The sequence below is a fragment of the Neobacillus vireti genome (genome assembly GCF_036962345.1).
Lineage (GTDB): Bacteria > Bacillota > Bacilli > Bacillales > Cytobacillaceae > Neobacillus > Neobacillus vireti_A.
Window position 1 is genome coordinate 166,361 of the sequence record NZ_JBALNB010000007.1, and the last position, 26,962, is coordinate 193,322.

The 26,962-nt window shown below is 39.3% G+C and carries 27 protein-coding genes, 1 pseudogene, 3 riboswitches and 1 other annotated feature; of the genes and pseudogenes, 25 read left to right on the forward strand and 3 right to left on the reverse strand.

Going from position 1 to position 26,962, the window contains the following annotated elements; translation table 11 throughout:
• Positions 1-8: 8 nt before the first annotated feature.
• Positions 9-458 (reverse strand): YhcH/YjgK/YiaL family protein, encoded by a 450-nt coding sequence (locus V7108_RS08310; RefSeq protein WP_335517542.1) that lies wholly within the window; start codon positions 456-458, stop codon positions 9-11.
• Between the two features lie 274 nt (positions 459-732).
• Positions 733-983, forward strand: a binding site (T-box leader).
• Positions 984-1,107: 124 nt separating this feature from the next.
• Between V7108_RS08310 and V7108_RS08315 the strand changes: the two genes are divergently transcribed.
• The 24 genes from V7108_RS08315 to V7108_RS08430 all read left to right on the forward strand — a co-directional run bounded on the left by V7108_RS08315 (position 1,108) and on the right by V7108_RS08430 (position 24,465).
• Positions 1,108-1,914: a YitT family protein gene (locus V7108_RS08315; protein WP_335567868.1), complete on the forward strand. Its 807-nt coding sequence runs from the start codon at positions 1,108-1,110 to the stop codon at positions 1,912-1,914.
• A 149-nt stretch (positions 1,915-2,063) separates the two neighbouring features.
• Positions 2,064-2,266, forward strand: a riboswitch (cobalamin riboswitch).
• Positions 2,267-2,455: 189 nt separating this feature from the next.
• The gene (locus V7108_RS08320; protein WP_420489180.1) at positions 2,456-3,442 is read left to right on the forward strand and encodes an ABC transporter substrate-binding protein; all 987 of its coding nucleotides are present in this window, start codon (positions 2,456-2,458) and stop codon (positions 3,440-3,442) included.
• Positions 3,405-4,475, forward strand: a complete 1,071-nt coding sequence (locus V7108_RS08325; RefSeq protein ID WP_335567870.1) for a FecCD family ABC transporter permease — start codon at positions 3,405-3,407, stop codon at positions 4,473-4,475. The genes V7108_RS08320 and V7108_RS08325 overlap by 38 nt, the downstream gene beginning before the upstream one ends.
• Entirely contained in the window at positions 4,472-5,863 is a 1,392-nt protein-coding gene (locus V7108_RS08330) for an ATP-binding cassette domain-containing protein (protein ID WP_335567871.1), read from the forward strand. Before V7108_RS08325 ends, V7108_RS08330 begins: the two co-directional genes overlap by 4 nt.
• Positions 5,864-5,983: 120 nt before the next feature.
• Positions 5,984-6,177: riboswitch (cobalamin riboswitch) on the forward strand.
• Between the two features lie 247 nt (positions 6,178-6,424).
• A complete protein-coding gene (locus V7108_RS08335) occupies positions 6,425-7,093 on the forward strand; it encodes an energy-coupling factor ABC transporter permease (protein ID WP_335568133.1) in 669 nt (222 codons plus the stop codon).
• 1 nt (position 7,094) lies between these two features.
• The gene (locus V7108_RS08340; protein WP_335517554.1) at positions 7,095-7,376 is read left to right on the forward strand and encodes an energy-coupling factor ABC transporter substrate-binding protein; all 282 of its coding nucleotides are present in this window, start codon (positions 7,095-7,097) and stop codon (positions 7,374-7,376) included.
• 18 nt (positions 7,377-7,394) lie between these two features.
• Positions 7,395-8,177, forward strand: coding sequence for a cobalt ECF transporter T component CbiQ (gene cbiQ / locus V7108_RS08345; protein WP_335568134.1), 783 nt, complete (start codon positions 7,395-7,397; stop codon positions 8,175-8,177).
• Positions 8,178-8,204: 27 nt separating this feature from the next.
• Positions 8,205-9,029, forward strand: a complete 825-nt coding sequence (locus V7108_RS08350; RefSeq protein ID WP_335567872.1) for an energy-coupling factor ABC transporter ATP-binding protein — start codon at positions 8,205-8,207, stop codon at positions 9,027-9,029.
• 93 nt (positions 9,030-9,122) lie between these two features.
• A riboswitch (cobalamin riboswitch) is annotated at positions 9,123-9,300 on the forward strand.
• Positions 9,301-9,439: 139 nt separating this feature from the next.
• Positions 9,440-11,062 carry a precorrin-3B C(17)-methyltransferase gene (gene cobJ / locus V7108_RS08355; RefSeq protein WP_335567873.1) on the forward strand — a complete coding sequence of 541 codons (1,623 nt, stop codon included), beginning with the start codon at positions 9,440-9,442 and terminating at the stop codon, positions 11,060-11,062.
• 9 nt (positions 11,063-11,071) lie between these two features.
• Complete coding sequence (gene cobK / locus V7108_RS08360; RefSeq protein ID WP_335567874.1) at positions 11,072-11,848, forward strand: precorrin-6A reductase; 777 nt, start codon at positions 11,072-11,074, stop codon at positions 11,846-11,848.
• Positions 11,838-12,503 carry a precorrin-8X methylmutase gene (locus tag V7108_RS08365; protein WP_335568135.1) on the forward strand — a complete coding sequence of 222 codons (666 nt, stop codon included), beginning with the start codon at positions 11,838-11,840 and terminating at the stop codon, positions 12,501-12,503. The genes cobK and V7108_RS08365 overlap by 11 nt, the downstream gene beginning before the upstream one ends.
• Positions 12,478-13,614 (forward strand): cobalt-precorrin-5B (C(1))-methyltransferase, encoded by a 1,137-nt coding sequence (locus tag V7108_RS08370; RefSeq protein ID WP_335567875.1) that lies wholly within the window; start codon positions 12,478-12,480, stop codon positions 13,612-13,614. The genes V7108_RS08365 and V7108_RS08370 overlap by 26 nt, the downstream gene beginning before the upstream one ends.
• Positions 13,589-14,782 (forward strand): precorrin-6y C5,15-methyltransferase (decarboxylating) subunit CbiE, encoded by a 1,194-nt coding sequence (gene cbiE, locus V7108_RS08375; RefSeq protein ID WP_335568136.1) that lies wholly within the window; start codon positions 13,589-13,591, stop codon positions 14,780-14,782. Before V7108_RS08370 ends, cbiE begins: the two co-directional genes overlap by 26 nt.
• Entirely contained in the window at positions 14,782-15,486 is a 705-nt protein-coding gene (cobI, locus tag V7108_RS08380; RefSeq protein WP_335567876.1) for a precorrin-2 C(20)-methyltransferase, read from the forward strand. The genes cbiE and cobI overlap by 1 nt, the downstream gene beginning before the upstream one ends.
• Positions 15,486-16,268 (forward strand): precorrin-4 C(11)-methyltransferase, encoded by a 783-nt coding sequence (cobM, locus tag V7108_RS08385; protein WP_335567877.1) that lies wholly within the window; start codon positions 15,486-15,488, stop codon positions 16,266-16,268. Before cobI ends, cobM begins: the two co-directional genes overlap by 1 nt.
• Positions 16,261-17,397 (forward strand): cobalt-precorrin 5A hydrolase, encoded by a 1,137-nt coding sequence (locus V7108_RS08390; protein ID WP_335567878.1) that lies wholly within the window; start codon positions 16,261-16,263, stop codon positions 17,395-17,397. The genes cobM and V7108_RS08390 overlap by 8 nt, the downstream gene beginning before the upstream one ends.
• Entirely contained in the window at positions 17,394-18,779 is a 1,386-nt protein-coding gene (locus V7108_RS08395) for a cobyrinate a,c-diamide synthase (protein WP_335567879.1), read from the forward strand. The genes V7108_RS08390 and V7108_RS08395 overlap by 4 nt, the downstream gene beginning before the upstream one ends.
• Complete coding sequence (locus tag V7108_RS08400; protein WP_335567880.1) at positions 18,748-19,377, forward strand: precorrin-2 dehydrogenase/sirohydrochlorin ferrochelatase family protein; 630 nt, start codon at positions 18,748-18,750, stop codon at positions 19,375-19,377. Before V7108_RS08395 ends, V7108_RS08400 begins: the two co-directional genes overlap by 32 nt.
• Entirely contained in the window at positions 19,374-20,135 is a 762-nt protein-coding gene (cobA, locus tag V7108_RS08405) for a uroporphyrinogen-III C-methyltransferase (protein WP_335567881.1), read from the forward strand. Before V7108_RS08400 ends, cobA begins: the two co-directional genes overlap by 4 nt.
• Complete coding sequence (locus V7108_RS08410) at positions 20,129-20,683, forward strand: nitroreductase family protein (RefSeq protein WP_335517220.1); 555 nt, start codon at positions 20,129-20,131, stop codon at positions 20,681-20,683. Before cobA ends, V7108_RS08410 begins: the two co-directional genes overlap by 7 nt.
• Before the next feature lie 91 nt (positions 20,684-20,774).
• Positions 20,775-21,614 (forward strand): class I SAM-dependent methyltransferase, encoded by an 840-nt coding sequence (locus V7108_RS08415; protein ID WP_335567882.1) that lies wholly within the window; start codon positions 20,775-20,777, stop codon positions 21,612-21,614.
• 104 nt (positions 21,615-21,718) lie between these two features.
• On the forward strand, positions 21,719-22,918 hold the full coding sequence (locus V7108_RS08420) for a CbiX/SirB N-terminal domain-containing protein (protein WP_335567883.1): 1,200 nt from the start codon (positions 21,719-21,721) through the stop codon (positions 22,916-22,918).
• A 140-nt stretch (positions 22,919-23,058) separates the two neighbouring features.
• A complete protein-coding gene (locus tag V7108_RS08425) occupies positions 23,059-23,607 on the forward strand; it encodes a cob(I)yrinic acid a,c-diamide adenosyltransferase (RefSeq protein ID WP_335567884.1) in 549 nt (182 codons plus the stop codon).
• Positions 23,608-23,628: 21 nt separating this feature from the next.
• Positions 23,629-24,465 carry a cobalamin-binding protein gene (locus tag V7108_RS08430; RefSeq protein WP_335567885.1) on the forward strand — a complete coding sequence of 279 codons (837 nt, stop codon included), beginning with the start codon at positions 23,629-23,631 and terminating at the stop codon, positions 24,463-24,465.
• A 561-nt stretch (positions 24,466-25,026) separates the two neighbouring features.
• Here V7108_RS08430 and V7108_RS08435 read toward each other — a convergent pair.
• On the reverse strand, positions 25,027-25,707 hold the full coding sequence (locus tag V7108_RS08435) for a phosphoribosylaminoimidazolesuccinocarboxamide synthase (RefSeq protein WP_335567886.1): 681 nt from the start codon (positions 25,705-25,707) through the stop codon (positions 25,027-25,029).
• 160 nt (positions 25,708-25,867) lie between these two features.
• On the opposite strand from V7108_RS08435, the gene V7108_RS08440 reads away from it, so the two are divergent.
• Complete coding sequence (locus tag V7108_RS08440) at positions 25,868-26,038, forward strand: hypothetical protein (RefSeq protein ID WP_335567887.1); 171 nt, start codon at positions 25,868-25,870, stop codon at positions 26,036-26,038.
• A 210-nt stretch (positions 26,039-26,248) separates the two neighbouring features.
• Here the strand turns inward: V7108_RS08440 and V7108_RS08445 are convergent.
• Positions 26,249-26,923: pseudogene (locus V7108_RS08445) on the reverse strand (CPBP family intramembrane glutamic endopeptidase); the annotation flags it as partial.
• Positions 26,924-26,962 lie beyond the last annotated feature (39 nt).

A 26,962-nucleotide genomic window follows, 5' to 3' on the forward strand; every position in this document is an offset into this window, starting at 1 on the left:
CATAATCTTTAATCTAACAGCACCTTGACAACGGCTTTTTTAATAGATTGTGGTGTACGGTCATAAATTTCAGGACTATGGACTTCTTCCGGTAAAAAGATGGCAAATGATCCTTGGTTCACAAGCATTAGATCGCCAGTTCCTTCATAATAATAATGGTCTTTTTCTTCATGCCGCTCGATTTCGTTCATTCCTTCAATCGTTGAATATCCCATTCTTTCCTGACCGCTTATCATGTATTGAATATCTGCGTATTTTAGATGGGATTCCCAACGTCCTTGTTCTTTTGGTCTCGTCTCGTATTCTTCTATAATAATAAACAAATTTAATCCATCTATTTCGTATTTACCTGGTGCGAATGAATTCAAATCATGTTCAATCAGATACTCTAGTCCTTTTTGCATTCTCGGATGAATACCATAATAAAATTTTGCATTCGCTAGCTTATCTATGATCATTGTAATCCCTCAAACTTTCAATTTTTAGAATTTGTTTAGAAAAACTTAGTGTTAATATGAAACGAGCGTTATTCACATAATTACCCATATAGTGAAACCGTTGTACCACTATGCAGTTAGTTTGAGTATATACACTTTTTAAATATATGTAAAACAAATATTTTGAACTGAAATAGAGGAAATTGGGAATTCAATCCATACTATTCAAAATATTGATATATTGGGAAAGTATATTGACAACTTTATTTGCCTTCTGGTAGATTACTCTTAATAATATAAATCAGTGACGAGAACGAGTAAGAAAAGAATTATGTTCCCCAGAGAGTCGGCGCATGCTGAAAGTCGATGAACACAACTTCTCTGAAAATCATCTCCGAGATGCAAAGCTGAACTAGGTAAGCTTTGACGAATTTCCACCGTTACAATGGAACACGTATGATGGTACGTTGACTGAGAGCCGGATTGTTTCATTTTGCGAAACTTGCGGAATAAGGGTGGTAACGCGAGTAATAACTCGTCCCTATTTTAGGGGCGAGTTTTTTTATACAAAAAATAGTAATGCCCATCAGTTATTTCAATCGATTATTCTCGTAAATCAGATCTGTTTATGTCCCAAGTTACTTTTTTTAGAAACGAGGTTTCATGAAGTATGAAAAATATAATTGTTGTCGTTGGATCGTTAATTGTTGCTTTTAGCTTTAATTTCTTTCTGGTTCCATACGGGATTTTAAGTAGTGGAATAAGTGGTATTGCCATTTTGATTGGGTTAATCACTCCATTTGATATAGGTTTAATGAATCTATTGCTCAATCTGCCTATACTTATATTGGGATACTTTAAGCTTGGTAAGTTGATTACGGTTAATACATTGATTTGTGTTGTATCACTTTCCGTTTTCTTATCTCTTTTGCCAGTCGTTCCTGTAACAGACAATATCTTGCTGTCGGCAATTTTCGGAGGAATCATCGGCGGCATTGGGATTGGCGTGATTTTGAAATATTCAGGCACCTCTGGCGGATTGGATATCATTGCGATTATCATTTCACGCACTAGTAATGTTAGTGTGGGTCTTCTCCTGACGGGCATGAATGGCGTCATTGTCCTTATTTCTGGTGCTGCTTTCGATTGGAATATTGCACTATATACGCTATTGTCGATTTTTTTGACTGGTAAAATGATTGATACTATTCACACGAATCACATCAAATTAACGATGCAGATTGTTACGACAAAAGGGGAGTTAATACGAAAGGAATTACTAGAATCAATCTATCGAGGTATCACCATTACAGAAGGTTATGGCGGCTATACAAAGGAGACAAAACAAATATTAATGATTGTGGTTACACGCTACGAAATGCTGCAAGTTAAAAAAATTGTCCGCAGCCATGATGAAAAAGCCTTTATTAATATATTTGAAACGGTAGAAGTCGATGGAGAATTCGCAAAAAATTAGATTCGGGTCAGACCTCCGGCGAGTTAAAGCTTTAAATCGCCGAAGGTTCACACGATTGTGCGAGGTGAGTACGTATAATATTAGATAGAACAGTTGAAATAGTTTACAAAGGTGGAATACTCTACTATAATGACCTTTATAGCAAAAAAATGAATACGAGACAAATAGGTTTCTTAAATAATCTAAAGTGAGATTCATTTGAGACTAAGAGGGAAGTTGGTTAAAGTCCAACACGGTCCCGCCACTGTAAGCGAGAAGGAAGGTTATAAAAATCCACTGTGTTTATAACATGGGAAGGGATAACCAACGGTGATTCGCAAGTCAGGAGACCTGCCTATTATGTTTTTAAGCTTCCTCGAGGAAAGGAATGTTTAAAGTGCAGGTAATCGATTATGTAAATAATTTTTTATTTATTATGAAGATTGCAAGTTACATACAGTCCACAAGACTTAGTAGTATAAAACAAACTGCCTTTTTACTTTAACGCTTTCCTCCGGAACAGCGTTTTTTTGTGTTCAAAAATAGAAGGGGGAAAAAAATGATGAAACTGATCGGAAAAAAATGGGGTCTTTTCCTTGTAGTTCTACTGTTAAGCATGGGTATCATGGCAGGCTGTGGCACGGAAGGACAAAAGACGAAAGAAGATGCGGCTGCTAAAACGGATGAAGTGGAGAAGGAAAGTGGAGAACAATTCCCTATCACCATCACGGATGATGCGAATCGAGAAGTGACGATAGAAGAGGAACCTGAAACAATCGTTTCAATTCAGACAAGTAATACTGAAATAGCGTTTGCACTTGGGTTAGGCGATAAAATAATCGGAGTATCCGATTATGATAACTATCCCCCAGAGGTAGAAAAAATAGAAAAGGTTGGAGCACAGGATATCAATTCAGAGCTGGTTCTGACACTCCTTCCAGACATTGCACTTGTTACGGATTATCATTATAAAACGCATCCAGAAACCTTAAAACAGTTTGAGGAAGCTGGTATTGACGTGGTGGTTGTTGGAAGTGCGGTATCTTTTGAGGACGTATATAGCAAAATTGAAATGATTGGTACGGCAACCGGAAGTAAGACGGAAGCAGATGAAATCGTTACAGATATGAAAGAGCGTCTTCAAGCAATCAAAGACAAAGCAGCAGCGATCAAAGATAAAAAGAAAGTTTGGGTTGAAGTTTCACCGGCTCCAGATATTTTTACAACAGGACAAAATACCTTTATGCATGAAATGCTTGAGACCATTCAAGCCACTAATGCCGCAGAAAATCAAGATGGCTGGGTAAAGATGACGGAAGAAGAAATAGTAAAATTAAACCCTGATGTGATTATTACCACTTATGGCTACTATGTAGATAATCCAACAGCAGGGGTGCTAAGTCGTGAAGGATGGACAGAAGTGCCGGCTATAAAAAATAAAAACGTATTTGACGTAGATAGTGATACGGTTACAAGACCCGGGCCTCGTTTAATTGAAGGAGTCGAGACACTTGCGGAATTTATCTATCCGGAAATATTTAAGAAATAAAATAGGTTGGATGTATTTGATTAGCGGAGGGCTTTTACTTGGTACAAGCCTTCTTGGCTTATTTTATAGTAGTGTCGCAGTTCCAGTCCCTGTCATTTTACATATAATTCTGGAAAAAACGTTTAACATAGGTTGGCTTGAGATGGTACCAAAAAATGAAGAAATGATCATTTGGAATATCCGACTGCCACGAGTTCTTCTTGGTTTTTGTATAGGTGCGTCTCTGGCATTAGCGGGTGCTGCTTTTCAAGGGCTATTACGCAATCCTTTAGCAGACCCCTATACCATAGGAGTATCATCTGGTGCCTCTTTAGGTGCCGTATTGGTTTTATTTTTTCAATTTACGATTGTTGGTTTAGGCAGTTTTACGCTTCCGTTTGTCGCCATTTTATTTGGATTAATCTCTTTACTCGTTGTATTTGGACTCGTTCACTTAAGCAGTAAAAGTCTTGCGATTGAAACGATCATATTGGCGGGAATCATTGTAAGTGCCTTTATTGGTGCAATTGTCTCTCTCATTATTTCATTAAGTGATAGAGACTCCATGACACAAATTATCTACTGGTTATATGGCAGTGTGGGAATGAGAGGGTGGAGTCATGTTCAACTTATTCTCCCATTTATGCTAATAGGTTCTTTTATATTATTCTATCACTACCGTGAATTAAATGCCCTGGCACTAGGTGAGGAAGCAGCAGATCATATTGGGGTGGATGTTAAAAAGGGAAAGACATTCGTTCTAATCGGTGCGTCGTTATTAACAGGTGCAGCAGTAGCGGTTTCAGGGTCAATTGGATTTGTTGGACTTGTTATTCCACACCTAGTACGACTAGTTACGGGCCCAAATCACCGACATGTTCTTCCGCTTTCCTTGATCATAGGCGGAGCTTTTCTCATATTAGCTGATTTAATGGCTAGAACCATCATTGCTCCTAAAGAACTGCCAATTGGCGTAATCACTGCCCTCATTGGTGCACCTGTATTTGCCTTTTTATTGATTAGAGAACGACTTGGGAGGGGGATTAGAAGATGATCAACGTTCAAAACTTGGTAGGAGGATACTTCAATTCCCCCGTTATTAATGGTTTAAATTTAGAAATAAAAAAAGGAGAATTTTTTGCTCTTCTTGGTCCAAATGGGAGTGGGAAAACAACCCTTTTTAAACTCATTACAGGGCAGTTACCGACGATTAGCGGGAAAGTATCAATCTGTGGTAAAGAAATTTCTTCTCTCTCAAAACTAGAGAAAGCCAGAAAAATGGCGGTTTTAACACAGGAAGTTCAAGTATCCTTCGATTATACGGTTGAGGAAATCATTAGTCTTGGCCGCTATCCACATCAAAAGGGAATTTTTAAGCAGCTTTCGAAAGAAGACCGGAAAGTCATTGAGGAGGTAATGGAAGTAACCCAAATTAGCGACTTTCGAAATACTCAATTTCGGCGGATTAGCGGTGGTGAAAAACAGAGGGTCTTATTGGCCAAAGCTTTAGCACAGGAGCCTGAAATCTTACTTTTAGATGAGCCTACCAACCATCTAGATATTAAACATACCTTTCACATGTTGAATCTATTAAAAGAACGACAACAAAAAACGGGGCTAACCATTTTTGCTATCCTGCATGATTTGAATGTTGCTTCGCTCTATGCAGATCGTATTGCCTTACTACATAATGGTAGTTTTTTAGAAGTAGGGGATGTAGACCTATTAAGGAAAGAAGATCAATTAAATACGGTGTACGAGGTAAAAGTGAAATCCCAATCACACCCAACTGTTCCGAAACCGCAGCTTCTCATGACACCAAACTACGCCGCATCAAGTCAGTCATGTAACTTTGAAGAATCTTATAAAATAAAACAAACAGAAGAATATATTCATGTTCAATTTAATCAGCCCTTACGCACACTATCCAATACGGCCATTGGTGCTGGTATACAATGGTTAAAATATTTTTGTCATTTTTATGTGGCGGAGAATGATTTTGGTCTACACCCTGATTTAGAGCAATTGATGGAACAATACTCCATTCCTCATGAACAAGCGGCCGGGATCATGATGGCTGCAAAACTCGAGCATACTGTAATTGTAAAGAAAGAAATAGATGATTTTCATATGATGGCAATTGTGACAGCAGGGAGAGGGACAAACATCATGGTTTTCTTGGATGCAAATTTTACCGATGGTGCTTTAGTGGATGGATATATGGCTGCTACGGAAGCAAAAGTGAAAGCATTACAGGAATACAATTTAGTAGACTCTCATTCTTCAACCGATACACTGCTTCTTGCCCTTACACAGCAAAGGGAAAAATTATCTCACGCTGGTTCAGGAACGATTGTTGGGGAAGGAATTGGCCAAATCGTGTATCATGCTGTAAAGGAAGCATTTAGCAAGTATGAAGAAAAGGTATCAATTTCGTTGTAAAACAAACTATATGTGAGCTCGTTTTTTCATTTGCAAAACAAAGAATAAGGAAATTTCCTTAGGGGTTACAAGCAAATATGGTAGACAGGACCCGTCTGGAAATGTAATATAAAGAAAATCAAATACATATTTTAAACAGGCGTTATGCATCTAAGAATGTATAGCTTAATAGGGAAGTTCGGTGAAAGTCCGACACGGTACCCGCCACTGTAATCCGGAGCTAATTGCACAATGTCACTGCTTTATTTTAAAGCGGGAAGACGCAAAGAGCATCGATGGTAAGTCAGGAGACCTGCCTGTTTAGAAAGCACGACGTGACCTACGGGATATAGGGATGTGTTTACGGAGACGGAAGTATGCTTTTTTTAAAAAGCAGAACATACCATTGTTTTTTGTGAGCATTTAAACCCACCAGGTTTAAATGCTCTTTTTAGTTTGGTCACTATTTTATACGACGGAGGTAAGTTTAAAGTGAAAAAAAGATCATTATGGGTTTCATTTGTTGTCCTGTTAGGTTTAACAAGCTATTTTTGGGCGAACTCTTATCGTCCAGCCTATGCAATGCATATTATGGAAGGATTTCTACCAATTGGCTGGGCTGTTTTTTGGTGGGGAATCACCATTCCATTTGTTGCCGTTGGAATACGATCGATTTCGAAAAAATTAAAAGAAAATCCTGAATTGAAATCAATGCTAGGTCTATCTGGTGCATTTGCATTCGTTTTATCTGCGTTGAAAATTCCTTCAGTGACAGGTAGTAGTTCTCATCCAACGGGTGTAGGATTAGGGACTATTTTATTTGGTCCAACGGCGATGAGTGTTTTAGGAACAATAGTTCTTTTATTTCAATCACTACTGTTAGCACATGGTGGAATTACAACGTTAGGAGCGAATGCCTTTTCCATGGCAGTCGTCGGACCTCTACTCGCCTATGGAATATTTAAGTTTGGAAGAAAAATGAACTTATCTATAGCTGTTGCAGTCTTTTTAGCTGCAATGTTAGGGGATTTTGGGACATATTTAGTGACGTCGGTTCAATTAGCGTTAGCTTTCCCTGCTGAGGTGGGTGGCTTTGTGGCTTCATTTGTAAAGTTTGCTAGTATCTTTGGTTTTACACAAGTTCCTTTAGCGATCAGTGAAGGCTTACTTACGGTAATTGTGATGAATTTACTTCAAAAATATAATATGGCAGAAATAAAGCAATTACTATCAATTAAGGAGGCAAGCTAACATGAAAAATGGAGTACTATTTTTAATTGTAATTTTATTAGCAATTATTCCATTAATTTTTCTAAATGGTGCTGAATTTGGTGGAGCTGACAGGCAAGCGGAGGAAGCGATTATCGAAGTGGCACCTGACTATGAGCCATGGTTTACTGCTATATGGGAACCACCAAGTGGAGAGATTGAAAGTTTACTATTCTCATTACAAGCGGCTCTCGGTGCCATCATCATCGGCTATGTCATTGGATATGGAACAGCTAGAAAAAAGTATTCTTCACCCAAACAATAGTGGAATGAATTGAATGCTATGATAAAAATTGATGATTATGCTTATACCAGCGGATTAAAAGATGTTCATCCCGTTGAGAAGGTTAGTTTTGCACTGATCTTTCTCTTTTTTACAATTATTTCAAAAAATATTTCCGTGGCTTGTTTTACTTTTACTGTAATGAGTATATTGGTGATATTCAAGGCGAAAATCCCGTATATAGCATATTTGAAACTTCTATTCGTCCCTTTTGTTTTCTTATTGACAAGCTTGGTTGCCATTTTATTTTCCATTGCACCTATTTATCAAGAAGATTTAGAAGTGCTTTGGATGGCCGAAATAGGTTTATGGCAAATCTATATAAGTTCATATAGTATCCAACAATCATACGAACTAGCCACAACGATTTTAGCAAGTGTGAGCTGTTTATATTTTCTTGTTTTATCAACACCTCTTAATCAATTTATCTGGGTATTAAAAAAAGTAAAACTACCAACTGTATTTGTAGAATTAATGGGGCTTACGTATCGATTTATCTTTGTTTTATTGGAAAAGATGAATGAAATTTATATTGCACAATCTAGCAGGCTTGGCTATCAAAATTATAGTAGCTGGTTTTACAGCGTTGCACAGCTTATTGTCAGCCTTTTCGTTAAATCGATGCTCTCAGCAAAACAACTTCAAATCGCAATTGATAGTCGTGGTGGAGATGAACATTTGTATGATGTGGATTTATCAATGGGCTATAATCGTGGGCATTTTGTCATTATTTTTATATCGTTTGTAACACTTTTCATGATATATGTTATGTCAAAATCATGAAAGATCAATGAAAAGGACGTATGCAGAGTGAGTGAACAAATAATAACGTTTGAACAAGTTTCTTATCAATATGCAGATGGAACGATGGCATTGAATAATATAAATCTTTCAATTGAAAAAGGGAAAAAAATAGCCTTATTAGGGAATAATGGCGCTGGAAAATCGACACTATTTCTGCTTATGAACGGTATTTTAAAGCCAACAAGTGGAAGCATTTTATACAGTGGAAAGAAGTTAACCTATAAACGGAAAGAGATCCAGCAATTAAGGCAGCAAGTCGGTATTGTATTCCAAAATTCTGATACCCAACTTTTTTCATCTAGTGTTTATGAAGATATTAAGTACGGTCCAAAAAATTTAAATTTACCCACCGAAGAAATAGAGAGGCGTGTAAAGGAAGTCATCACATTAACAGAAACGGAATCGTTTAAAGATAAACCTCCTCACTTTTTAAGTATCGGACAGAAAAAAAGGGTAGCAATCGCTGGAATTCTTGCTATTGAACCAGAATTAATCGTGTTAGATGAACCAACAGCTGGACTCGATCCTTACTATTCAAATAGAATAATGGAAATTTTGGATAAAATTAATCACCGAAATCGGACGATTTTATTGTCTACTCATAATGTAGATTTAGCTTTTGAGTGGGCAGATGAGGTCATCATCTTAAACAATGGGCATTTGATAGCTCAAGGAACAGCCGTTGAGGTTTTTAATAAAAGAGAAATTCTCGAAAAAAGCCATTTGCAAGTACCTTGGATCATGGAAGTGTTTGAAAGATTACAAAGAACGAATTTATCGAATAAAAAGTATCCGAGATCGAAGGCAGAACTGTTTGAAATGATGGAATGACTGCGTATATGGAGTTGCTCTACAAAGCTTTTATAAAATTATTAAAAAATAGTGTATCAAATATTTAGATTATATGATATATTTAAAAAAATTAATAAAGTAATTTAAATAAGTGCTCACATTTGTGAGGTAATAGGGAAACTAGTGAAAGTCTAGTACAGCCCCCGCTACTGTAAGAGCTGATGAAATTACAATGCCACTGAGAAATCGGGAAGGTGTAAGAGTAAAAAGAAGCTTAAGTCAGGAAACCTGCTTATTTAAACGACACTTGCTTTTCGGAGGGAGAAGTATAGGCGGGACAATTTTACCTATTGTTTTTGAGTTTCAGTATGCTATTTTTATACTGTCATATCACATGCCTGTATTCCTTTTAAAAGGAGTGCAGGCATTTTTTATTTGGAGGTAAGCCTATGAAAAAGGGAAAAATTTTTGTTGTTGGCTTCGGTCCAGGTGATCGTGAGCATATTACAAATCGAGCTGTAGCTGCATTGCAGCAAAGTGATTGTATTATTGGCTATAAAACATACGTGGAGCTAATTGAAGCTTTCGTAACAGCAAAATCCATTGTCAGTACGGGTATGACAGAAGAAGTGTCACGTGCACAGGATGCAGTAAAGAAAGCTGAATCAGGCCAAATTGTCTCAGTCATTTCCAGCGGAGATTCAGGCGTTTATGGTATGGCTGGATTAGTGTATGAAGTGCTGATTGAGAAGGGCTGGACTGAAAAAGAAGGAATTGAGGTAGAAATTGTACCAGGTATTTCAGCGATTAATTCTTGTGCGAGTTTATTGGGTGCGCCTGTCATGCATGATTCCTGCACGATAAGTCTAAGTGATCATTTGACGCCTTGGACTGTAATAGAAAAGCGCATTGAAGCAGCTGCGATGGCCGATTTCGTAATAGCTTTATATAATCCGAAAAGCGGTAGACGGACACGCCAAATTGTAGAGGCACAAAATATTCTATTAAAATATCGTTCTCCTGAAACACCGGTGGGACTTGTGAAAAGTGCCTATCGTGAAAATCAACATGTGGTGCTGACAACACTGGCTGAAATGCTTGAACATGATATAGGAATGCTGACAACGGTTATTATCGGGAATTCTTCTACTTTCTTTTATGACAATAAAATCATTACCCCTCGAGGGTATCAGCGTAAATATACGTTAGGTGAAGAAAAGCAAAGTTTAAAACCGCATCAGCGTTTGAAAAAGGAAGCCGAACCATGGGCATTAAATCAAGAAACAGGGGAAGCGCAATCTGGTTATGAGCAAATTGAAAGAAAAAAACAAGAAGTTAGCTCATTAGATTTGGCCTTAAAGGCTTTATCCATGGTGTCTAAATCGGAAATAGAATATCCGCATTTAGTTCAGCAGCCGATTGAAAATATATTTGAATTTGCAGTTTCACCTGGTGTTGCCAATAAATTTATTAAGCCAGAGCAAATGCGCGTATTGGCCGAAACAATTGGCGAGAGCGGCACCATGGAATATACACCAGATCATCGTTTTTTACTAAAGATTCCAACAGATCAACCTGAATCGATTGTTGAAAGACTTAAACAAAATGATTTAATTGTCATGCCTGTCGGCGATGTTTTAAATGTAAAAGCTTGTGATTTTTGCTACGGTGAAAAAGCAGAATCTATTCCATATGCAGAAGAAATAGCAGCAAAATTGGGGGGCTTAAAGCTTCCAAAAGAATTACATATTGGTTTCAACGGCTGCGGTATGGCCTGTTATCGGGCAGTATTCGATGATATCGGGATCGTCTACCGCAAGAAAAAATTTGATTTATTTATTGGCGCAAAGCCGGTTGGCCGAACTGCCCATGCTGCACAGCCAGTAGCAGAAGGAATTGAACCAGATCAGCTGCTGCCGTTATTAACGAAAATGATAGAAGAGTATAAACAAAATGCCCATCCAAATGAACGCCTTTTTAAATATTTTAAACGTGTGAAAAAAATTCAGTATTTTAACTATCAGGATATGAGCTCCAAAATTGAAGTCGAGCCGGCACCATGTGGAGATTAGGAGGAACACATGATTTTATTTTTAGCAGGCACAAGTGATGCGAGAGCATTAGCCATTCAATTACAAAATCAAGGCTATCCTTTATTAGCAACAGTTGTCACAGAATCTGCAGCCGAAAGTTTAAATGCCCACCATATTCCTTATCAAGTCGGGCGGTTATCAGTTAATGACATGATGGCGCTTATTCAGAAGGAAAAGATGACCTGTGTCATCGACGCCAGCCATCCATATGCAGAAGAAGCGTCGAAAACGGCAATGGCAGCAGCAAAAGCATGTGGTATTCCATATATTCGTTATGAAAGACCAGAAGAACAGTTTATTTCTCCACTAATTACAGAAGTTGAAAGTTATGAAGAAGCAGCCAAATTAGCACAATTTCATAAAGGAACGATCATGCTGACAACAGGCAGCAAAACGTTAGAAATATTTGCTAAATATTTAATGCGTGATGAAATCCGGCTTATTTGCAGAATGCTTCCAAATATAGGGAATATGGAAAAGTGTAATAGTTTAGGTATTAAACAAAAGGACATTATTGCGATCCAGGGCCCATTTTCGGAATCATTAAATAAAGCACTATGCGAGCAATATAATGTGTCTCTAATGATTACAAAAGAAAGCGGCAAAGTGGGATCTGTAGATGAAAAAATGACAGCTGCTCTACAATTAGGGATTCCTGTTATTTTAATAAAACGGCCAGCGATTGAATATGAAAATTTTTGTACTTCTTTCGAAGAAGTAACTCAACTATTAGGAGGTTTTATTCTTGGCAAACATGAACTTTAATACAAAGTTTATTCCCGTAACGGTAGATCCAGACAAGATTTATGATCACAGTTTCGCCATTATTAAAGAGGAAATGGGCGAACATTCATTTACAGATGAGCAATGGCTAGTTGTTCGACGGGTGATTCACGCTTCAGCAGATTTTGAGTTAGGCCGCAGCATGATTTTTACACCTAATGCCATTGAGGCAGGGGTTCAATCCATTTTAGCGGGCCGACATGTAGTGGTGGATGTACAAATGATCGAAAGCGGTTCAGGAAGGAAACGATTCCAAAAGCATGGCGGGGATTTACATTGTTATATTGCGGATGAAGATGTGTCAAAAGAAGCGAAGGCTCAAGGAACAACACGTGCTATTATTTCCATGCAAAAGGCAACGCGTTTACATGAAGGAGGAATCTATGCCATTGGCAATGCACCAACCGCATTGCTGGAGTTGATTCGATTAATAAAAGATGGTGCTGCAAAACCGGACTTAATTATTGGAATGCCAGTCGGCTTTGTATCAGCAGCAGAGTCGAAAGCGGAGTTAGCAGTGCTGGAAGGGATTCCATTTATTACAAATGTTGGGAGAAAGGGTGGCAGTACAGTGACAGTCGCTGCACTTAATGCCATTTCGATTATGGCGGATGAACGAGCAAAAGAAACGAAATAAAAAAGACCCTTCACAAATGCGTCATGGCTACACGACAGGAGCATGTGCAACAGCGATGACAAAAGCGGCACTGCAAGCACTTGTGAGTGGAAAGGTACCAGATGAAGTTACGATTTATTTACCGGTTGGTCAGTATGCAACATTTAAAGTAACGGCATTTGAAGTCTCAGATGACGAGGTAATGTGTGAAACGATTAAAGATGCCGGGGACGATCCTGATGCTACACACCAGGCACGAATTCAAAGTACCGTTCGCTATTCAAAAGAAGAAGGTATCCATTTAGATGGCGGGGTTGGTGTAGGACGAGTGACAAAAGCGGGACTTCCTGTACCTGTAGGTCAAGCGGCGATAAACCCTGTACCGCGTAAAATGATATGTGGTGTTGTACAAGAAACAATTGAAAAATATTTATTAAATTGTGGAATTGAAGTGGTCATTTCCGTACCAGACGGTGAAGAGATTGCTGAAAAAACATTGAATGGGCGGTTAGGCATTATTGGCGGAATTTCGATATTAGGTACACGGGGAACAGTGGTGCCATTTTCAAGTTCTGCTTATATGGCAAGTATCGTGCAAGCAATCAATGTAGCAAAAGAATCAGGATGTGAGCATTTAGTCATTACAACGGGCGGACGCAGTGAAAAATTTGCAATGAAGCAGTATCCTCATTTACCAGAAGAAGCATTTATAGAAATGGGCGATTTTGTTGGTTTTACATTAAAAAATATTGCACGGAAGAAGATTCCGAGAGTCTCGTTAGTAGGGATGATGGGGAAGTTCTCAAAAGTTGCCCAAGGCGTTATGATGGTTCACTCAAAAAGTGCACCGATAAGCTTTGAGTTTTTAGCGGGCATTGCCAATAAAGTGGGTGTTGATGAGGCGAAGCAGCGAGAAATTTTACAGGCGAATACGGCTTCACAGGTTGGTGAAATGCTTCAGGGAAACGAGGCATTCTTTGCAGCACTTTGCAAAAACTGCTGCTACTATGCACTGAATCATATGAATACTGACATCAAAGTGTCGACAACCTTGTATGCCATGAATGGAGATTGTTTAGGAAAGGCGGAGAACATTGACAAATTGGATGAAGATGATTGGTATAGGGGATAATGGCGCGGAAGGTTTGCTCCCCCAATATGCTGAGTGGATCAATGAATGTGATGTACTTGTAGGCGGGGAACGTCATTTGCAATTTTTCCCGGAATATAAAAAAGAGAAAAAAGTAATCAAAGGCGGTTTGTCAGCGTTAATAGCTGAATTACAGCAAGAAACACGGAATGCCGTTATCTTAGTGTCCGGTGATCCACTGTTTTATGGACTTGGCAGTGTACTTGCGAAGAAGCTGCCATTAGAGATTTACCCTTATACCAGCTCGGTACAGCTTGCTTTTTCTAAAATGCAGGAAAGCTGGCAGGATGCGTATATTGTCAGCTTGCACGGCCGTTCCATTAAAGGGTTTGCACAAAGAATTGATGGACGTAAGAAAATTGCTGTTTTAACAGATGAAACGAATTCTCCCCAGGCAATTGCAAAATATTTAAAGCGTTTCGGCATGACAGAATATGATGCCTTTGTTGCTGAAAATCTACAAGGTAAAAACGAGCGCTGCCGCTCCTTCACATTGGACGAGATGGAGCAAACTTCCTTTTTTTCATTGAATGTTGTGATTTTAAAACAGCGTGAGTTAGTCGAACGCACCCCTCTTGGTATTCCGGATGATGCGTTTTTTCAGCGAAAACCAGATAAAGGTTTAATTACAAAAAGAGAAATTCGAACTCTTTGTCTGCAGGAGTTAGGTCTAAAAGAAAATAGTATTGTTTGGGATATTGGGACTTGCACTGGTTCAGTAGCAATTGAAGCAGCAAAAATAGCTCGGGAAGGTGCCGTGTATGCAATTGAAAAAAATGAGGGTGACCTTGAAAACTGCTTGGAAAATCAATTAAAACATCGGACAGATTTTGTTGCAGTGCTAGGGAAGGCACCTGATCGTCTGGATGAATTTCCAGATCCGCATGCCATTTTTATTGGCGGCAACGGTGGAAATATGGAGCATTTATTGCACACATGTATCTCACGCTTACAGCCAAATGGACGCCTTGTTATGAATATTGCAACGATTGAAAATCTGGCAGAAGCGCTTCAGCGTCTAAAAGCATTAGGCTGTGAAGTATCGATATTACAGGCACAAATTTCAAAGAGTAAACCAATCTTAAATTTAACGCGTTTTGAACCGTTAAATCCAATCTATATTGTGACAGCAAAGAAAGGAAAAGAATAATGAGAATGGGAACGTTATTTGGATTAGGTGTTGGGCCGGGAGATCCAGAATTAATCACAGTAAAAGCATTTCGTAGATTGCAGGAAAGCCCAGTCATCGCATATCCTAAAAAATTAAAGGGCAGTAAATCATATGCCCATCGTATTGTGGAAGTGTATATTAACCCGGCAGAAAAAGAGATGCTTGGTTTGGTATTCCCCATGACAAAAGATGAAGATACATTGCGCACTGAGTGGACAAAATCAGTGGAAGCGATTTATAGCTATTTAGTTCAAGGAAAAGATGTAGCGTTTGTGACTGAAGGGGATCCGATGCTATATAGCACATTTATTCATTTAATGAATTTAATGAAATCGATGCACCCAGATGTCCCGATTGAAACTGTAGCAGGTATTTCGTCATTTAATGGTTCTGTTAATCGCTTAGGGATTGCATTGGCTGATGGTGATGACCATGTCGCTATGATTCCTGCTACAGAGGATATGGAAGAAATGCGCCGGGTGATTGAAAGCCATGATGCAATCGTCTTTATTAAAGTAGCAAAAGTTTTAGACGCAATGCTCGATCTGCTGGAGGAAATGGGTTTATTAGAAAAAGCACATGTCGTTACAAAAGTTACTTCTGACGAAGAGGTAATTTGGAAGATTAATGAACTTCGGGGTGCAGAATTAAATTACTTGTCATGTATGGTGGTGCGCAAATAATGAAGAAAATTTGGATTATTGGAGCAGGTCCGGGAGATCCGGATTTAATCACGGTGAAAGGTTTTAAGTTATTAAAAGAAGCGGATGTTGTGATGTATACTGATTCACTCGTAAGTGAAACGTTAGTAGCGGAAGCGAAGGAGTCGGCAGAAATTATCCGCACAGCAGGGATGCATCTCCAGGAAATGGTGGATTGTATCGTTGAGCGTGTCAACGCAGGCAAAACGGTTGTACGTTTACATACAGGCGATCCGGCGATGTACGGGGCAACGATGGAACAAGTGGCACTGCTGAAGCAGCATGATATTAGCTATGAAGTTGTGCCAGGTGTAAGTTCTGTTTTTGCATCTGCAGCCGCTGTTGGCGCAGAGTTGACGATTCCTGATTTAACCCAAACGCTTATTTTAACACGTGCGGAAGGACGTACACCTGTGCCTGAACGTGAAAAATTACAGGCACTGGCAAGCCATCACTGTACAATTGCCATGTTTTTAAGTTCGACATTAACAAAGAAAATTACCAAAGAACTGCAGGCAGCAGGCTGGGCAGACGATACACCAGTTGCGGTTGTGCAGCGTGCTTCGTGGCCAGACCAAAAAATTGTACGGACAACAGTTGCTGAATTAGATGAAGCAATGCGTGTCAATGGTATTCGCAAGCATGCGATGATTCTAGCAGGCTGGGCATTAGACCCGGATATCCATGAAAAAAATTATCGTTCGAAGCTATATGACAAAACCTTTACTCATGGCTTCCGCAAAGGTGTGAAGGAGAATGATTAGTTTACATGAAGGTGAAATTCCTGTAATAGAAAAGCGCAAACCATATGCTCTCGTCGCCATAACCAAACATGGGGTGGCACATGCAAGAAGCTATACGGAAAAATTCCCATATGCGGACCTTTATTATATGAAGAAATTCGAGCAGGGTGACGAAGACACGCGCCAAATTCAGTTATTTGATGGTACGGTTCGCCTATTATTGCCTGCTTTGTTCCAGCAGTATAAAGGAATCATTTGCGTCATTTCCCTCGGTGCTGTCGTTCGCATGATTGCTCCGCTTTTGATTGATAAAAAGAAAGATCCTGCAGTGTTAGTGGTGGATGATAAAGGACAGTATGTCGTCGCCGTTTTATCAGGGCATATTGGCGGTGCTAATGCCTTAACCCATGAATTTGCCAATGCGATTGGTGCAGTACCTGTTGTTACAACCGCCTCAGATGTTCAAAAAACGATTTCAGTGGATTTATTTGGCGCACAATTTGGTTGGATTTGGGATAGCGAAGAAAAATTAACTCCCGTTAGTGCATCGGTTGTCAATGAAGAGCATGTTGCGATCGTGCAGGAAACGGGAGAAAAAAATTGGTGGATGTACGACCGCTCATTACCGGACAATTTGAAAATTTATCCATCGATAGATGAAGCGATCATGGCAAAGCCACAAGCGGCCCTTCTTATTACAGATCGGTTAATTGAGGCGCATGAAGAGGTGCTGCTCGAGAACGGCGTTATATATCGTCCAAAATCAATTGTACTTGGCATTGGCTGTAATCGTGGCACGGTAATGGCAGAAATTGAACAAGTCATAGATGAAACATTAGCAGAGCTGCGTTTAAGTAAAAAAAGTGTCAAAGCAGTTTCGACCATCGACTTAAAGAAAAACGAAACAGGCCTGCTTGAATTAACGGCTAAACATAACTGGCCGTTTGTAACCTACACACCTGACCAGCTAAATGAAATACCAATGCAAAACCCATCAGAAACAGTCTTTAAATATACAGGTGCATATGGGGTCAGCGAGCCGGCCGCATTGCGTTATTCGAATGCGAAAGAATTACTGCTCGAGAAAAAGAAAAGCGGAAATGTGACCATTTCCATTGCACGTTTCAACTTTCAGGAGGAAGTACAATGAATCGATTTGTTCTAGCCGGCACAGGAAGCGGTGTTGGAAAAACAACATTCACAATCGGCATCATGCGTACGCTTATGAAGCGTGGATTAACAGTCCAGGGCTTTAAATGCGGCCCTGATTATATTGACCCAACGTATCATACAGCTGTCACAAAACGCCCTTCTCGTAATATTGATAGTTTCATGATGTCCCATGATACAATCCGTGCCATTGTCGCAAGAGCGAGCCAAGATGCAGATGCAGCAATTATTGAAGGAGTGATGGGCTTTTATGATGGCAAATCCCCATTATCAAATGAAGGATCTGCTGCTCATATTAGTGTGATTACAAAAAGTCCCGTCATTTTAATTGTCAATGCAGCAAGTATGGCAAGAAGTGCGGCTGCGATTGTCAAGGGATTTCAAATGTTAGATGAAAGCTCCAATATTGTTGGTGTTATTGCCAATCAATTAGGAAGTAAAAGCCATTTTGAAATTGTCAAGGCAGCGATTGAACAAGAATGTGGAATTCCAGTCATTGGCTATCTGCCAAAAGGAGCTGTACCTTCGATGCCAAGCCGTCATCTCGGTTTAGTTCCCGCCATTGAACGTGGTGATCTAGATTCCTATTTTAATAGTCTTGCAGAAGCAATCGAAGAAACAGTGGATATTGAACAGCTGCTGGAAATTACAAAAACACAATCATTGGACGTTACTGAATCTATATTCGATATACAGGAGCAAAGACAAGAAGTACATATTGCAGTTGCAAAGGATGCCGCTTTTAACTTTTATTATGAAGAAAATTTAGAATTACTCCGTGCATATGGTGCCACCTTGCATTACTTTTCTCCATTACAAAATGAGGAAGTTCCAGAAAAAGCGCAGGGGCTATATATTGGCGGCGGTTTCCCGGAAGAGTTTGCGGAACAATTGGCGAAAAATGAAGAAACAAAGCAATCAATAAGAGCCGCTCTTAAGCAAGGGATGCCAACATTAGCGGAATGCGGCGGTTTTATGTATTTAACAGAGGAAATTGTGAATCGTCAAGGACAGGTATTCCCAATGCTCGGAATCATTCCAGGACGTGTACGGATGCAGGATAAATTAGCGGCACTTGGCTACCGGGAAATTACAGGTGTTCCGGGGAACTTTCTAATCAATGAAGAGGAGCAGGCAAAAGGGCATGAGTTCCATTACTCAACGTATGAGGGGGAGCATACATCACCAGCTTATTTTAGTAAAGGCCGTTTGCGTGCTCAGCAAGAAGGTTATCTACATAAAAATATTGTTGCTGGCTATACACACTTTCATTTTGCTTCGAATCCACAGCTTGTGAAAAACTGGCTTACAGCATGTTTGGAGGTAAACAATGAATTATTTCCCACTATTAATGAATATTGACTATAAAAAGGTTGTTATTGTTGGGGGCGGACATGTAGCACGTCAAAAGGTGGAAGCGCTGCTGCCAACAAATGCGCTAGTGACAGTGATAAGCCCTGAGGTAACCGAAAAATTGCAGCACTATATCAATGAAGGGCTTGTGACATGGAAAGAAAAAGAATTTGAACCTGCTGATTTAGATGATGCAGCACTGATTTTCGCCGTTACAAATGAGGAAGAGGTAAACAATGCAGTGGAAGAAGCGGCCCAGCATTGGCAATTACTCAGCCGTGCGGATGCAAAAGGACGTGTTGATTTCATCAATCCAGCAGTAGTTCGCCGCGGTGATTTCGTTTTGACTGTATCGACGTCTGGAGCAAGTCCAGGTCTGACACGCCAGGTAAAGACGAATTTAGAAGAGCAATTTGGAGTACATTACGCGCAGTATGTTGCTTTTTTAAAGGAAGCACGGCAGCACATTTTACAAGTGTCTACAGGCGATGAGAAAAAACAGCTATTAGCAGAGCTCCTGGATCCACAGTTATTACAATGGATCGAGCAAGATGAAAAACAAAAATGTGAAGCGTGGCTGCAGCAGCGTATAGGAGAAAAGCGGTGAGCGGATTTGTATATATTGTAGGAGCTGGTCCTGGTGACCCAAAACTATTGACGATTCGTGGATTAGAGTGCATTCAGCAAGCAGATGTGATTTTATATGACCGTCTGGTGAATGTTGAATTATTAAAACATGCGAAGCCTGACGCCGAGCTGATTTATTGTGGAAAAGAACCCGGCAGGCATGGACTGATTCAAGATGAAATTCATCGTGTGCTAGTGGAACAAGCCAATCTTGGCAAGCAGGTTCTCCGCTTAAAAGGCGGTGACCCATTTGTCTTTGGACGTGGTGCAGAAGAGGCCGCGATTTTACGTCAAGCCGATATTCCATTTGAAATCGTGCCTGGTATTACAGCGGGAATTGCTGTGCCTGCTTATGCAGGGATTCCTGTAACACATCGTGATTATGCTGCAAGCTTTGCAATTGTTACAGGTCATGGCCGTCAAGAAAAGGAGCAGGATTTTTTAAATTGGTCCGCGCTAGCTCAAATTGATACGGTGGCCTTTTATATGAGCATTGGCAATATCGCGCATATTACGAAAAGCTTAATTACCTATGGCAAAAGTGAATCAACACCTGTTGCCGTCATTGAATGGGGCACAACCAAAAATCAGCGTACGATTACAGGCAATCTATCCACGATTGCACAAGATATTCAAAAACATCGTATCTCTAATCCATCCATGATTTTAGTTGGTGAGGTTGTTAGCGTACGGGATCAAATTGCCTGGTTTATAGAAAAGGAGCATGAATTATGTTAGATGCATTAAAAAAACGCCGTGCGATTCGCCAATTTGAAACGCGCGAAGTCGAACGTGACAAAATTGAGACTTTATTAGAAGCAGCAACGTATGCACCAAATGACCGTATGCGTGAGCCCTGGCATTTCTATGTATTACAGGGCGATAGCTTAAAACGATATGAGCAAGTGGCGCTCGATTATTTACAAAAACGCTTCCCAACAAAACCGCATTTAGTGGAAAGCTCAATGGAAGCTGTCACAAAGACACCGCTTGTCATTGTCGTGACTTCTGCGATTGTCGATGGAGACGAAGGTGCAACAAAAGATAATACCTTTGCAGTCAGCAGTGCGATTATGTCGATATGGTTAATGGCTGAACAGCTTGGTTTAGGCATGGTATGGCGTACACGTGGTGTTGGCTTAGTGCATGATACAGCATTACATGATTTTATTGGTGCGTCGGTTGGGGAGCAATTAGTAGGGACGTTATGTATTGGTTACCCTGCAGAAGAAATCACTTCCGCGAAAAAGCGTACACCATTTGCAGAAAAAACCACTTGGCTATAAGGCGGTTTGTACGTGGCACGATTGTACGGGCAACTGTTGCAAATACTGTATGATTGTCCATTCGTATTGTGGAGATTAAGGAGAAAATTCAATGATAAAAAGCCCCCCTTTACAAATTGATTTTGAAAAGCTGTGGAAAGACGGCATGTTAGACTGGCATGGCAAGATGCCAGAAAGAATGATTCATGATGAACTGGAAGAAGCATATTGGGCTCAGTCCATGATGAAAAAAACATACAAGCAAACAGATAACTATGCAAAAAAAATTTATGAAAAAATGAAACATTATATCCCCAAAAATTCAAGTTGTATTGAAATTGGGCCGGGATGGGGCAACTATACATTCCCACTCAGTCAAGATGTCAAAAGTTTAACGTTAGTTGATAGTTCTGAAAGTGTACTTGCCTACTTAAAACAATACTTTGAAAACGATGCACCTGTTCAGTTCGTTCAAAGTAAATGGGAAGAAGCGCAAATTGAGCAGCATGATGTTGTTATTGGGGTGAACTGCTTTTATCGTATGTATGAAATGAATGCGGCGCTGAAAAAAATGAACAGGCTTGCTAAAAAGCGCGCCATCATTGGTTTAACAACAGGACCTATTCAGCCGCATTACGTTATTTTAGATGAGCAGATTGGCTATGACATTAAATATCCTCGCCGTGATTATATTACCATCGTTAACATGCTGTATCAGTTAGGGATTTATGCAAATTGTGAAATGCTCAAGCTGGAGCGTGTGTATCGTTATGATACATTACAGCAATTATATGAAGCACAAAGCAAAAAAATCTTATCACCACAGTTTGACATGGCGCATGTGAAAGCATCACTCGAACGCTTTATTAGTATGGAGGATGACCAGTATGTGTACCGTCACCCATTCTATGCAGCGATCATAAGTTGGGAGCCAGTGAAGTTACATAACTAAGTTTCGTTTTGCCATTTCAAATATGGGCTTTTAATCGGCGGCACTGTTGATATAACAAAGAGACATAGAGGCTACAAGATGATGGAAGAGGGGGAGGTCACTATATGACAACCTGGAATTTAACGCAAATGCAGCGTCACTTACTCATTTGCAATGGTGCAACCTGTATGGGAGCAGGAGCTGAAGAGGTCACCCAGCAAATTCGTGATGAGATCCGTAAAAACCGTTTGGATGAGCATATTCATACATCGCGTACACGCTGTAACGGTCGTTGTAAAGATAAATGTGTCGTAATTGATTACCCAAAAGGGACATGGTATTCGGTTCAACATGAAGAAACCGCACGTGATATTGTTCATGAAGCAGTTGAACAAGATGCGATCATTTACTCAATGGAGCACGGTGTGCGGAAACGCAGCGAAAATCGAATTAAAGGAATTGATAAATACAAGAAAGATAAAGGACCAATGAAAAAAGCTGTATTATTTGTTGGACATGGCAGCAGGCTCGAGGCAGGGAATATAGAAGTTCGGGAATTTATCGGGCAAATGAAAGAATACATTGATCCAGCCCTTTTAGTAGAAACATGTTTCTTAGAATTCGCGTCACCAAATATTGAAGATGGGATTCAGTTGTGTGTTGAACAAGGTGCGGATGAAATCCATGTAATTCCCATCATATTATTACATGCAGGACACTCAAAACTCCATATTCCAGCAGAAATCGAACATGCTAAAGAGCATTTCCCCGATGTTCAATTTACCTATGGCCAGACGATTGGTATTCATGAGGAGGTCTTTGAGATTTTAAAATCAAGACTTACTGAAGCAGGTTTTGATGTGGATCAAAATCATGAGGATACGGCCATTTTATTAATTGGACGAGGCGGCAGCGATCCATATGCAAATGGTGATTTTTATAAAATCAGCAGATTATTGTGGGAGAAATTAAATGTACCAATCGTTGAAAGTGCCTTTATGGGGGTAACGACGCCAACTGTGCAGGATGGGATGGAACGCTGTATTAAATTGGGAGCAAAAAAAATCATCATGCTGCCGTATTTTTTATTTACGGGAATTTTAATGGAAAGAATGAATAAAATGGCCGAACAGTTTAAAGAGTCTTATCCGCATGTATCAATTGATATTGCTCAGTATTTTGGCTATCATCCAAAGTTAAGAACGGTACTGTTAGAACGTATGAATCAGGCCTTAAACGGTACTTCGACTGGTATGCAAGATTTAGAAAATTTCCGTAAATATGCGAAAGAACATGGGTATGAACATCATCATCACCATAATTAATGGATAGATAACCGGTTTTTGTTTTATAGGCCGGTTCTTCTTAGTCTAGTAGCTGGTTATACTCATTTTCATTTTGCCTCTTGCCCTGAAATGGTTGAGAACTGGATTAGAAAATGTTTAGATAATAGGGGGAAAGAAATATGAATCAACCAATCAATCGAAATGGCTTAACACTGGTGTATACCGGTCATGGAAAAGGAAAAACAACATCCTCTTTAGGGTTAGCACTTAGAGGAATTGGCAGAGGACTGAAAGTGAAAATCTATCAGTTTATCAAATCACCTGAACGTACATATGGTGAACAAATAGCCCTGAAAAAGCTAGGTGTGGAAATGGTTCAACTGGGAATTGGTTTCACCTGGACCAAAACACCAGAGGAACATAGAGAAGCCTTAAAAATAGGATGGCCGAAAGCAAAGGAAGCGGTTATGAGTGGGGAGTATGATTTGGTAATCTTAGATGAACTGAATAATGCGTTAGCCATTGATAAGTTTCCAATCGATGATGTTTTGCCTCTTAACGAAGTCATAGAATTAATCAAAAATAAACCTTCCCATGTTCATCTTGTTATTACCGGAAGAGATGCCAAGCAGGAAATTAAAGACATAGCTGATCTTGTTTCAGTCATTGAAGCGGAAAAACATTATTACAATGAAGGCGTTCCCGCTGTAAAAGGAATAGAATTTTAGAATCATAAAGGAGGCTTTGATATGAGATTAATATCCATTTGTCCAAGTAATACAGAATTAGCAGCTTACTTAGGTTTAACTTCTTCGTTGGTAGGAGTGGATAACTACTCGGATTGGCCGGAGGATATTCAAACATTACCGAGACTGGGGTCAGATTTGGACATTGATATGGACAAAGTGGAAAAATTACAACCAGATTTAGTATTAGCCTCGCTTTCTGTACCTGGAATGGAACGAAATATCGAAGAGTTAAAGAAACGAAACATACCGTATGTCATTGTCCCTAACCCCAAGACATTAACAGAGGTAGGAGAAAGTATATTATTCGTTGGGGAAGTGACGAATACTTCTGACAAAGCAAACCAATTATTCAAGAAATACAATCATTTTCTCGAAAACTACCGATCTTTATGTAAGCAGGTAGAAAAGCCGGCAAACCTTTATTGGGAATGGTGGGCTAAACCAATTTTTACTCCTGGAGCAACCAACTGGATAACTGAGATTAGTAAGCTCGCAGGGGGAAGAAACATATTTGAGGATATGCCTCAGTCAAGCGTAAAAACGCATTGGGAAGAAATCGTACAAAGAAATCCCGATGTGATTTGCGTTATTTGGGTGGGGGTACACAAAGAAAAAGTGAATCCAAAGGTAATCCTAAAACGCCCTGAGGTGGAGAAGATGGAAGCTATTAAAAATAATCAATTGTATATATTGGATGAACCATTATTTTGCAGACCTTCACCAAGATTATTACTTGGGTTAAGTAAGATAGCAAGTATCCTTCACCCTGATATCTATCCAGAGTTTAACGAAAATAATGATCCTTTATTAGATGAAGAGGTTGAGTTTCATATTTAATTAAGGTTAAGTTTGTTGCGTTAAGTAAATGACTTTGGGGTTTATTGGAATAAAATGGTCACTGATTCCCGTTGAACCTGAAAAATCACGCTAGAGGGAATCAGATGAGCCCTCTGATTCCCGTTGAACCTGAAAAATCACGCTAGAGGGAATCAGATGAGTCCTTTGATTCCCATTGAACCTAAAAAATCATGCTAGAGGGAATCAGATGAGCCCTTTGGTTACCGATGAACACGAAAAACCTTGCTAACGGGAATCAAAAGATCCCTTTGGTTACCGTTGAATCTGAAAAATCAAGCTAACGGGAATCAAAAGATCTTTTTGGTTACCGTTGAACCTGAAGAATCATGCATACGGGAATCAAAAGATCCCACTGGTTACCTGTGAACCTGAAATTTCATGCTAGAGGGAATCATAATAGTACTAATCCGCATTTGAACCAGATTTACCAAAATATCAAGGTTTCCGAAAACATCCTTAATTTAAAATAGTGTTTTGGTAATTTTAGTGTCGTAAAAGACAAGAAAGCATCCCCTTCATCTGAAAGGGATGCCTTTTCGTTTATAGGAACATTTTTTCTAATTCTAAAGGTTCGATGTACTCTCCATCTTTATAAGCACGCATGTTACCGCCGGAGATTTCATCAATAAGAACGATTTGCTTGTCCGCACCAGTTCGTCCAAATTCAAATTTAATGTCGTATAACTCGATGCCTTTCTTAGCAAGTTCCTCTTTGACTATATTTCCGATTTGCTGCGTGAGGTCTTTTAACACGATGTATTCATCCTTCGATAAAATACCAAGCATATCTAATGCGTCCTGATTAATTGGAGGATCTTCGCGATCATCATCCTTTAAGGTAACTTCTACAAATGCATCAAGAGGTTGTCCTTCTTGTGCGTACAAGCCATATCTGCGTAAAAAACTCCCTACTGCACGATATCTGCAAATGACTTCTAGTCCTTTTCCAAATACCTCAGCAGGTTTAACCGTCATGGTTGCTTGTTCGATGTCAGCATCAATATAATGAGTTGGAATTCCTTTTGCTTTTAAAACCTCAAAGAAGTATTTCGTTAGTCTTAATCCCGCACGTCCAGCCCCTTCAATCGTTAGACCCACTGTATTTGCACCTGGGTCAAAAACGCCGTCTACACCTGTAACATCATCTTTAAATTTAAGTAAATAATTACCATCTTCCAATGCATAAACATCTTTTGTTTTTCCTGCGTACGTAAGCTTCATGTTAGATCTCCTCGTGTATGAAATTAAAATTTACTTTGATATAACGCTAATAATTATAATAATCTTAAAATTATAGTTGCACAAGGTAAACATTCCGAAACTAAAAAGGTTTTGATTCGTAACACTGAATAGAAGAAAATAAACCGGGGGTGTTTAAGATATGGATTTTTATTTTTACCTAACCATCATTATAGGCTTTTCTCTAATTTATTATGGGTATGTGAAGAAAAAAGATAATGAACTAAAGATAAAAGAATTAGATTTAGAGGAAAAAAAGTTAGAGTTAGAGATGAAAAAATTGGATCATGAAAAAAAGACTAGCATACTATGAGGAAATGCTAGTCAGTGGATTAGGTTATTATCGACGATATTATGCCGGCACTTAAACCAAGTATTATAAGGAGTGCTAAGTATGCGGAGGGAGCCTAAAGTCTTTTTGGATGATATTTATACTGCTGCAGAAAAAATAAAGGACATGGGAGAGTAAGGTCCCAGTGTCCCTCTAGAGAAAAATGACTGTTATTCACTTCTTATAAACAAACTATTTAGCTATATTTTCATTATTACTAATTCCTATTTGAAGTGAAGTTTGGCTATATCCCAGTTTGCCTTTTGTAACGATAAGTATGACCAAAGCGAGCATTGCTAATCCAATAGTAAAAGGCAAATCTGAACTTTTTAATTCAGAGTTTACAAGGAATGGCTGGATCAAACTAAAGGTATTCAGACTAGCATGAACCAACATGACAATAAACAAGTTTCCTTGTTTGCAATTGAAAACCCACGTAAGAATAATCGAAACAGCAAAACACAACATGAGAAAAATCGGCAAATGAGCAAGAATGGTAGAAAGGTTTGAATCTGGTCCACCCTTTTGAGCAGTCGTTAAGAAATGTGGCACATGCCAAAAAGCCCAGAGAATAGCGAGTAGCAGGGTTGCCTTTAAAGGACCAAATTTGGATTGCATACGTGGTAAAGCAAAGCCTCTCCAACCGATTTATTCGGGAAATGGACCACCGCCAAAGAAAACGGCAACGAGATAGAAAGGATATGTAATAAAAAATGCTACAGTAAGACCTTCGAATTTTGGAATTCCTCCATTTACGATCACCATCCCCACATACATCACAGCAGGAATGAGTACAAGAGCAAATAAGTACCATTTTAAACCGACTTTAACTTTCCAAATACTTTTTCTAACGCTTTTCCATGCTTCAAATCGGATTCCTACGAGGTATTAACTCAATTCAATGCA

What these genes read in the sequence shown, in the direction of transcription:
- V7108_RS08320 (WP_420489180.1), top strand. Translation starts at nt 2,456, where the DNA reads ATGAAACTGATCGGAAAAAAATGGGGTCTTTTCCTTGTAGTTCTACTG.
- cbiQ (WP_335568134.1), top strand. Translation starts at nt 7,395, where the DNA reads ATGATAAAAATTGATGATTATGCTTATACCAGCGGATTAAAAGATGTT.
- V7108_RS08390 (WP_335567878.1), top strand. Translation starts at nt 16,261, where the DNA reads ATGATTAGTTTACATGAAGGTGAAATTCCTGTAATAGAAAAGCGCAAA.
- cobJ (WP_335567873.1), top strand. Translation starts at nt 9,440, where the DNA reads ATGAAAAAGGGAAAAATTTTTGTTGTTGGCTTCGGTCCAGGTGATCGT.
- V7108_RS08340 (WP_335517554.1), top strand. Translation starts at nt 7,095, where the DNA reads ATGAAAAATGGAGTACTATTTTTAATTGTAATTTTATTAGCAATTATT.
- V7108_RS08335 (WP_335568133.1), top strand. Translation starts at nt 6,425, where the DNA reads ATGCATATTATGGAAGGATTTCTACCAATTGGCTGGGCTGTTTTTTGG.
- V7108_RS08400 (WP_335567880.1), top strand. Translation starts at nt 18,748, where the DNA reads ATGAATTATTTCCCACTATTAATGAATATTGACTATAAAAAGGTTGTT.
- cobK (WP_335567874.1), top strand. Translation starts at nt 11,072, where the DNA reads ATGATTTTATTTTTAGCAGGCACAAGTGATGCGAGAGCATTAGCCATT.
- V7108_RS08435 (WP_335567886.1), bottom strand. Translation starts at nt 25,707, where the DNA reads ATGAAGCTTACGTACGCAGGAAAAACAAAAGATGTTTATGCATTGGAA.
- V7108_RS08370 (WP_335567875.1), top strand. Translation starts at nt 12,478, where the DNA reads ATGAACGAGCAAAAGAAACGAAATAAAAAAGACCCTTCACAAATGCGT.
- V7108_RS08365 (WP_335568135.1), top strand. Translation starts at nt 11,838, where the DNA reads ATGAACTTTAATACAAAGTTTATTCCCGTAACGGTAGATCCAGACAAG.
- V7108_RS08410 (WP_335517220.1), top strand. Translation starts at nt 20,129, where the DNA reads ATGTTAGATGCATTAAAAAAACGCCGTGCGATTCGCCAATTTGAAACG.
- cobM (WP_335567877.1), top strand. Translation starts at nt 15,486, where the DNA reads ATGAAGAAAATTTGGATTATTGGAGCAGGTCCGGGAGATCCGGATTTA.
- V7108_RS08330 (WP_335567871.1), top strand. Translation starts at nt 4,472, where the DNA reads ATGATCAACGTTCAAAACTTGGTAGGAGGATACTTCAATTCCCCCGTT.
- V7108_RS08425 (WP_335567884.1), top strand. Translation starts at nt 23,059, where the DNA reads ATGAATCAACCAATCAATCGAAATGGCTTAACACTGGTGTATACCGGT.
- V7108_RS08415 (WP_335567882.1), top strand. Translation starts at nt 20,775, where the DNA reads ATGATAAAAAGCCCCCCTTTACAAATTGATTTTGAAAAGCTGTGGAAA.
- V7108_RS08430 (WP_335567885.1), top strand. Translation starts at nt 23,629, where the DNA reads ATGAGATTAATATCCATTTGTCCAAGTAATACAGAATTAGCAGCTTAC.
- cbiE (WP_335568136.1), top strand. Translation starts at nt 13,589, where the DNA reads ATGAAGATGATTGGTATAGGGGATAATGGCGCGGAAGGTTTGCTCCCC.
- V7108_RS08395 (WP_335567879.1), top strand. Translation starts at nt 17,394, where the DNA reads ATGAATCGATTTGTTCTAGCCGGCACAGGAAGCGGTGTTGGAAAAACA.
- V7108_RS08440 (WP_335567887.1), top strand. Translation starts at nt 25,868, where the DNA reads ATGGATTTTTATTTTTACCTAACCATCATTATAGGCTTTTCTCTAATT.
- V7108_RS08310 (WP_335517542.1), bottom strand. Translation starts at nt 458, where the DNA reads ATGATCATAGATAAGCTAGCGAATGCAAAATTTTATTATGGTATTCAT.
- V7108_RS08315 (WP_335567868.1), top strand. Translation starts at nt 1,108, where the DNA reads ATGAAAAATATAATTGTTGTCGTTGGATCGTTAATTGTTGCTTTTAGC.
- V7108_RS08420 (WP_335567883.1), top strand. Translation starts at nt 21,719, where the DNA reads ATGACAACCTGGAATTTAACGCAAATGCAGCGTCACTTACTCATTTGC.
- cobI (WP_335567876.1), top strand. Translation starts at nt 14,782, where the DNA reads ATGAGAATGGGAACGTTATTTGGATTAGGTGTTGGGCCGGGAGATCCA.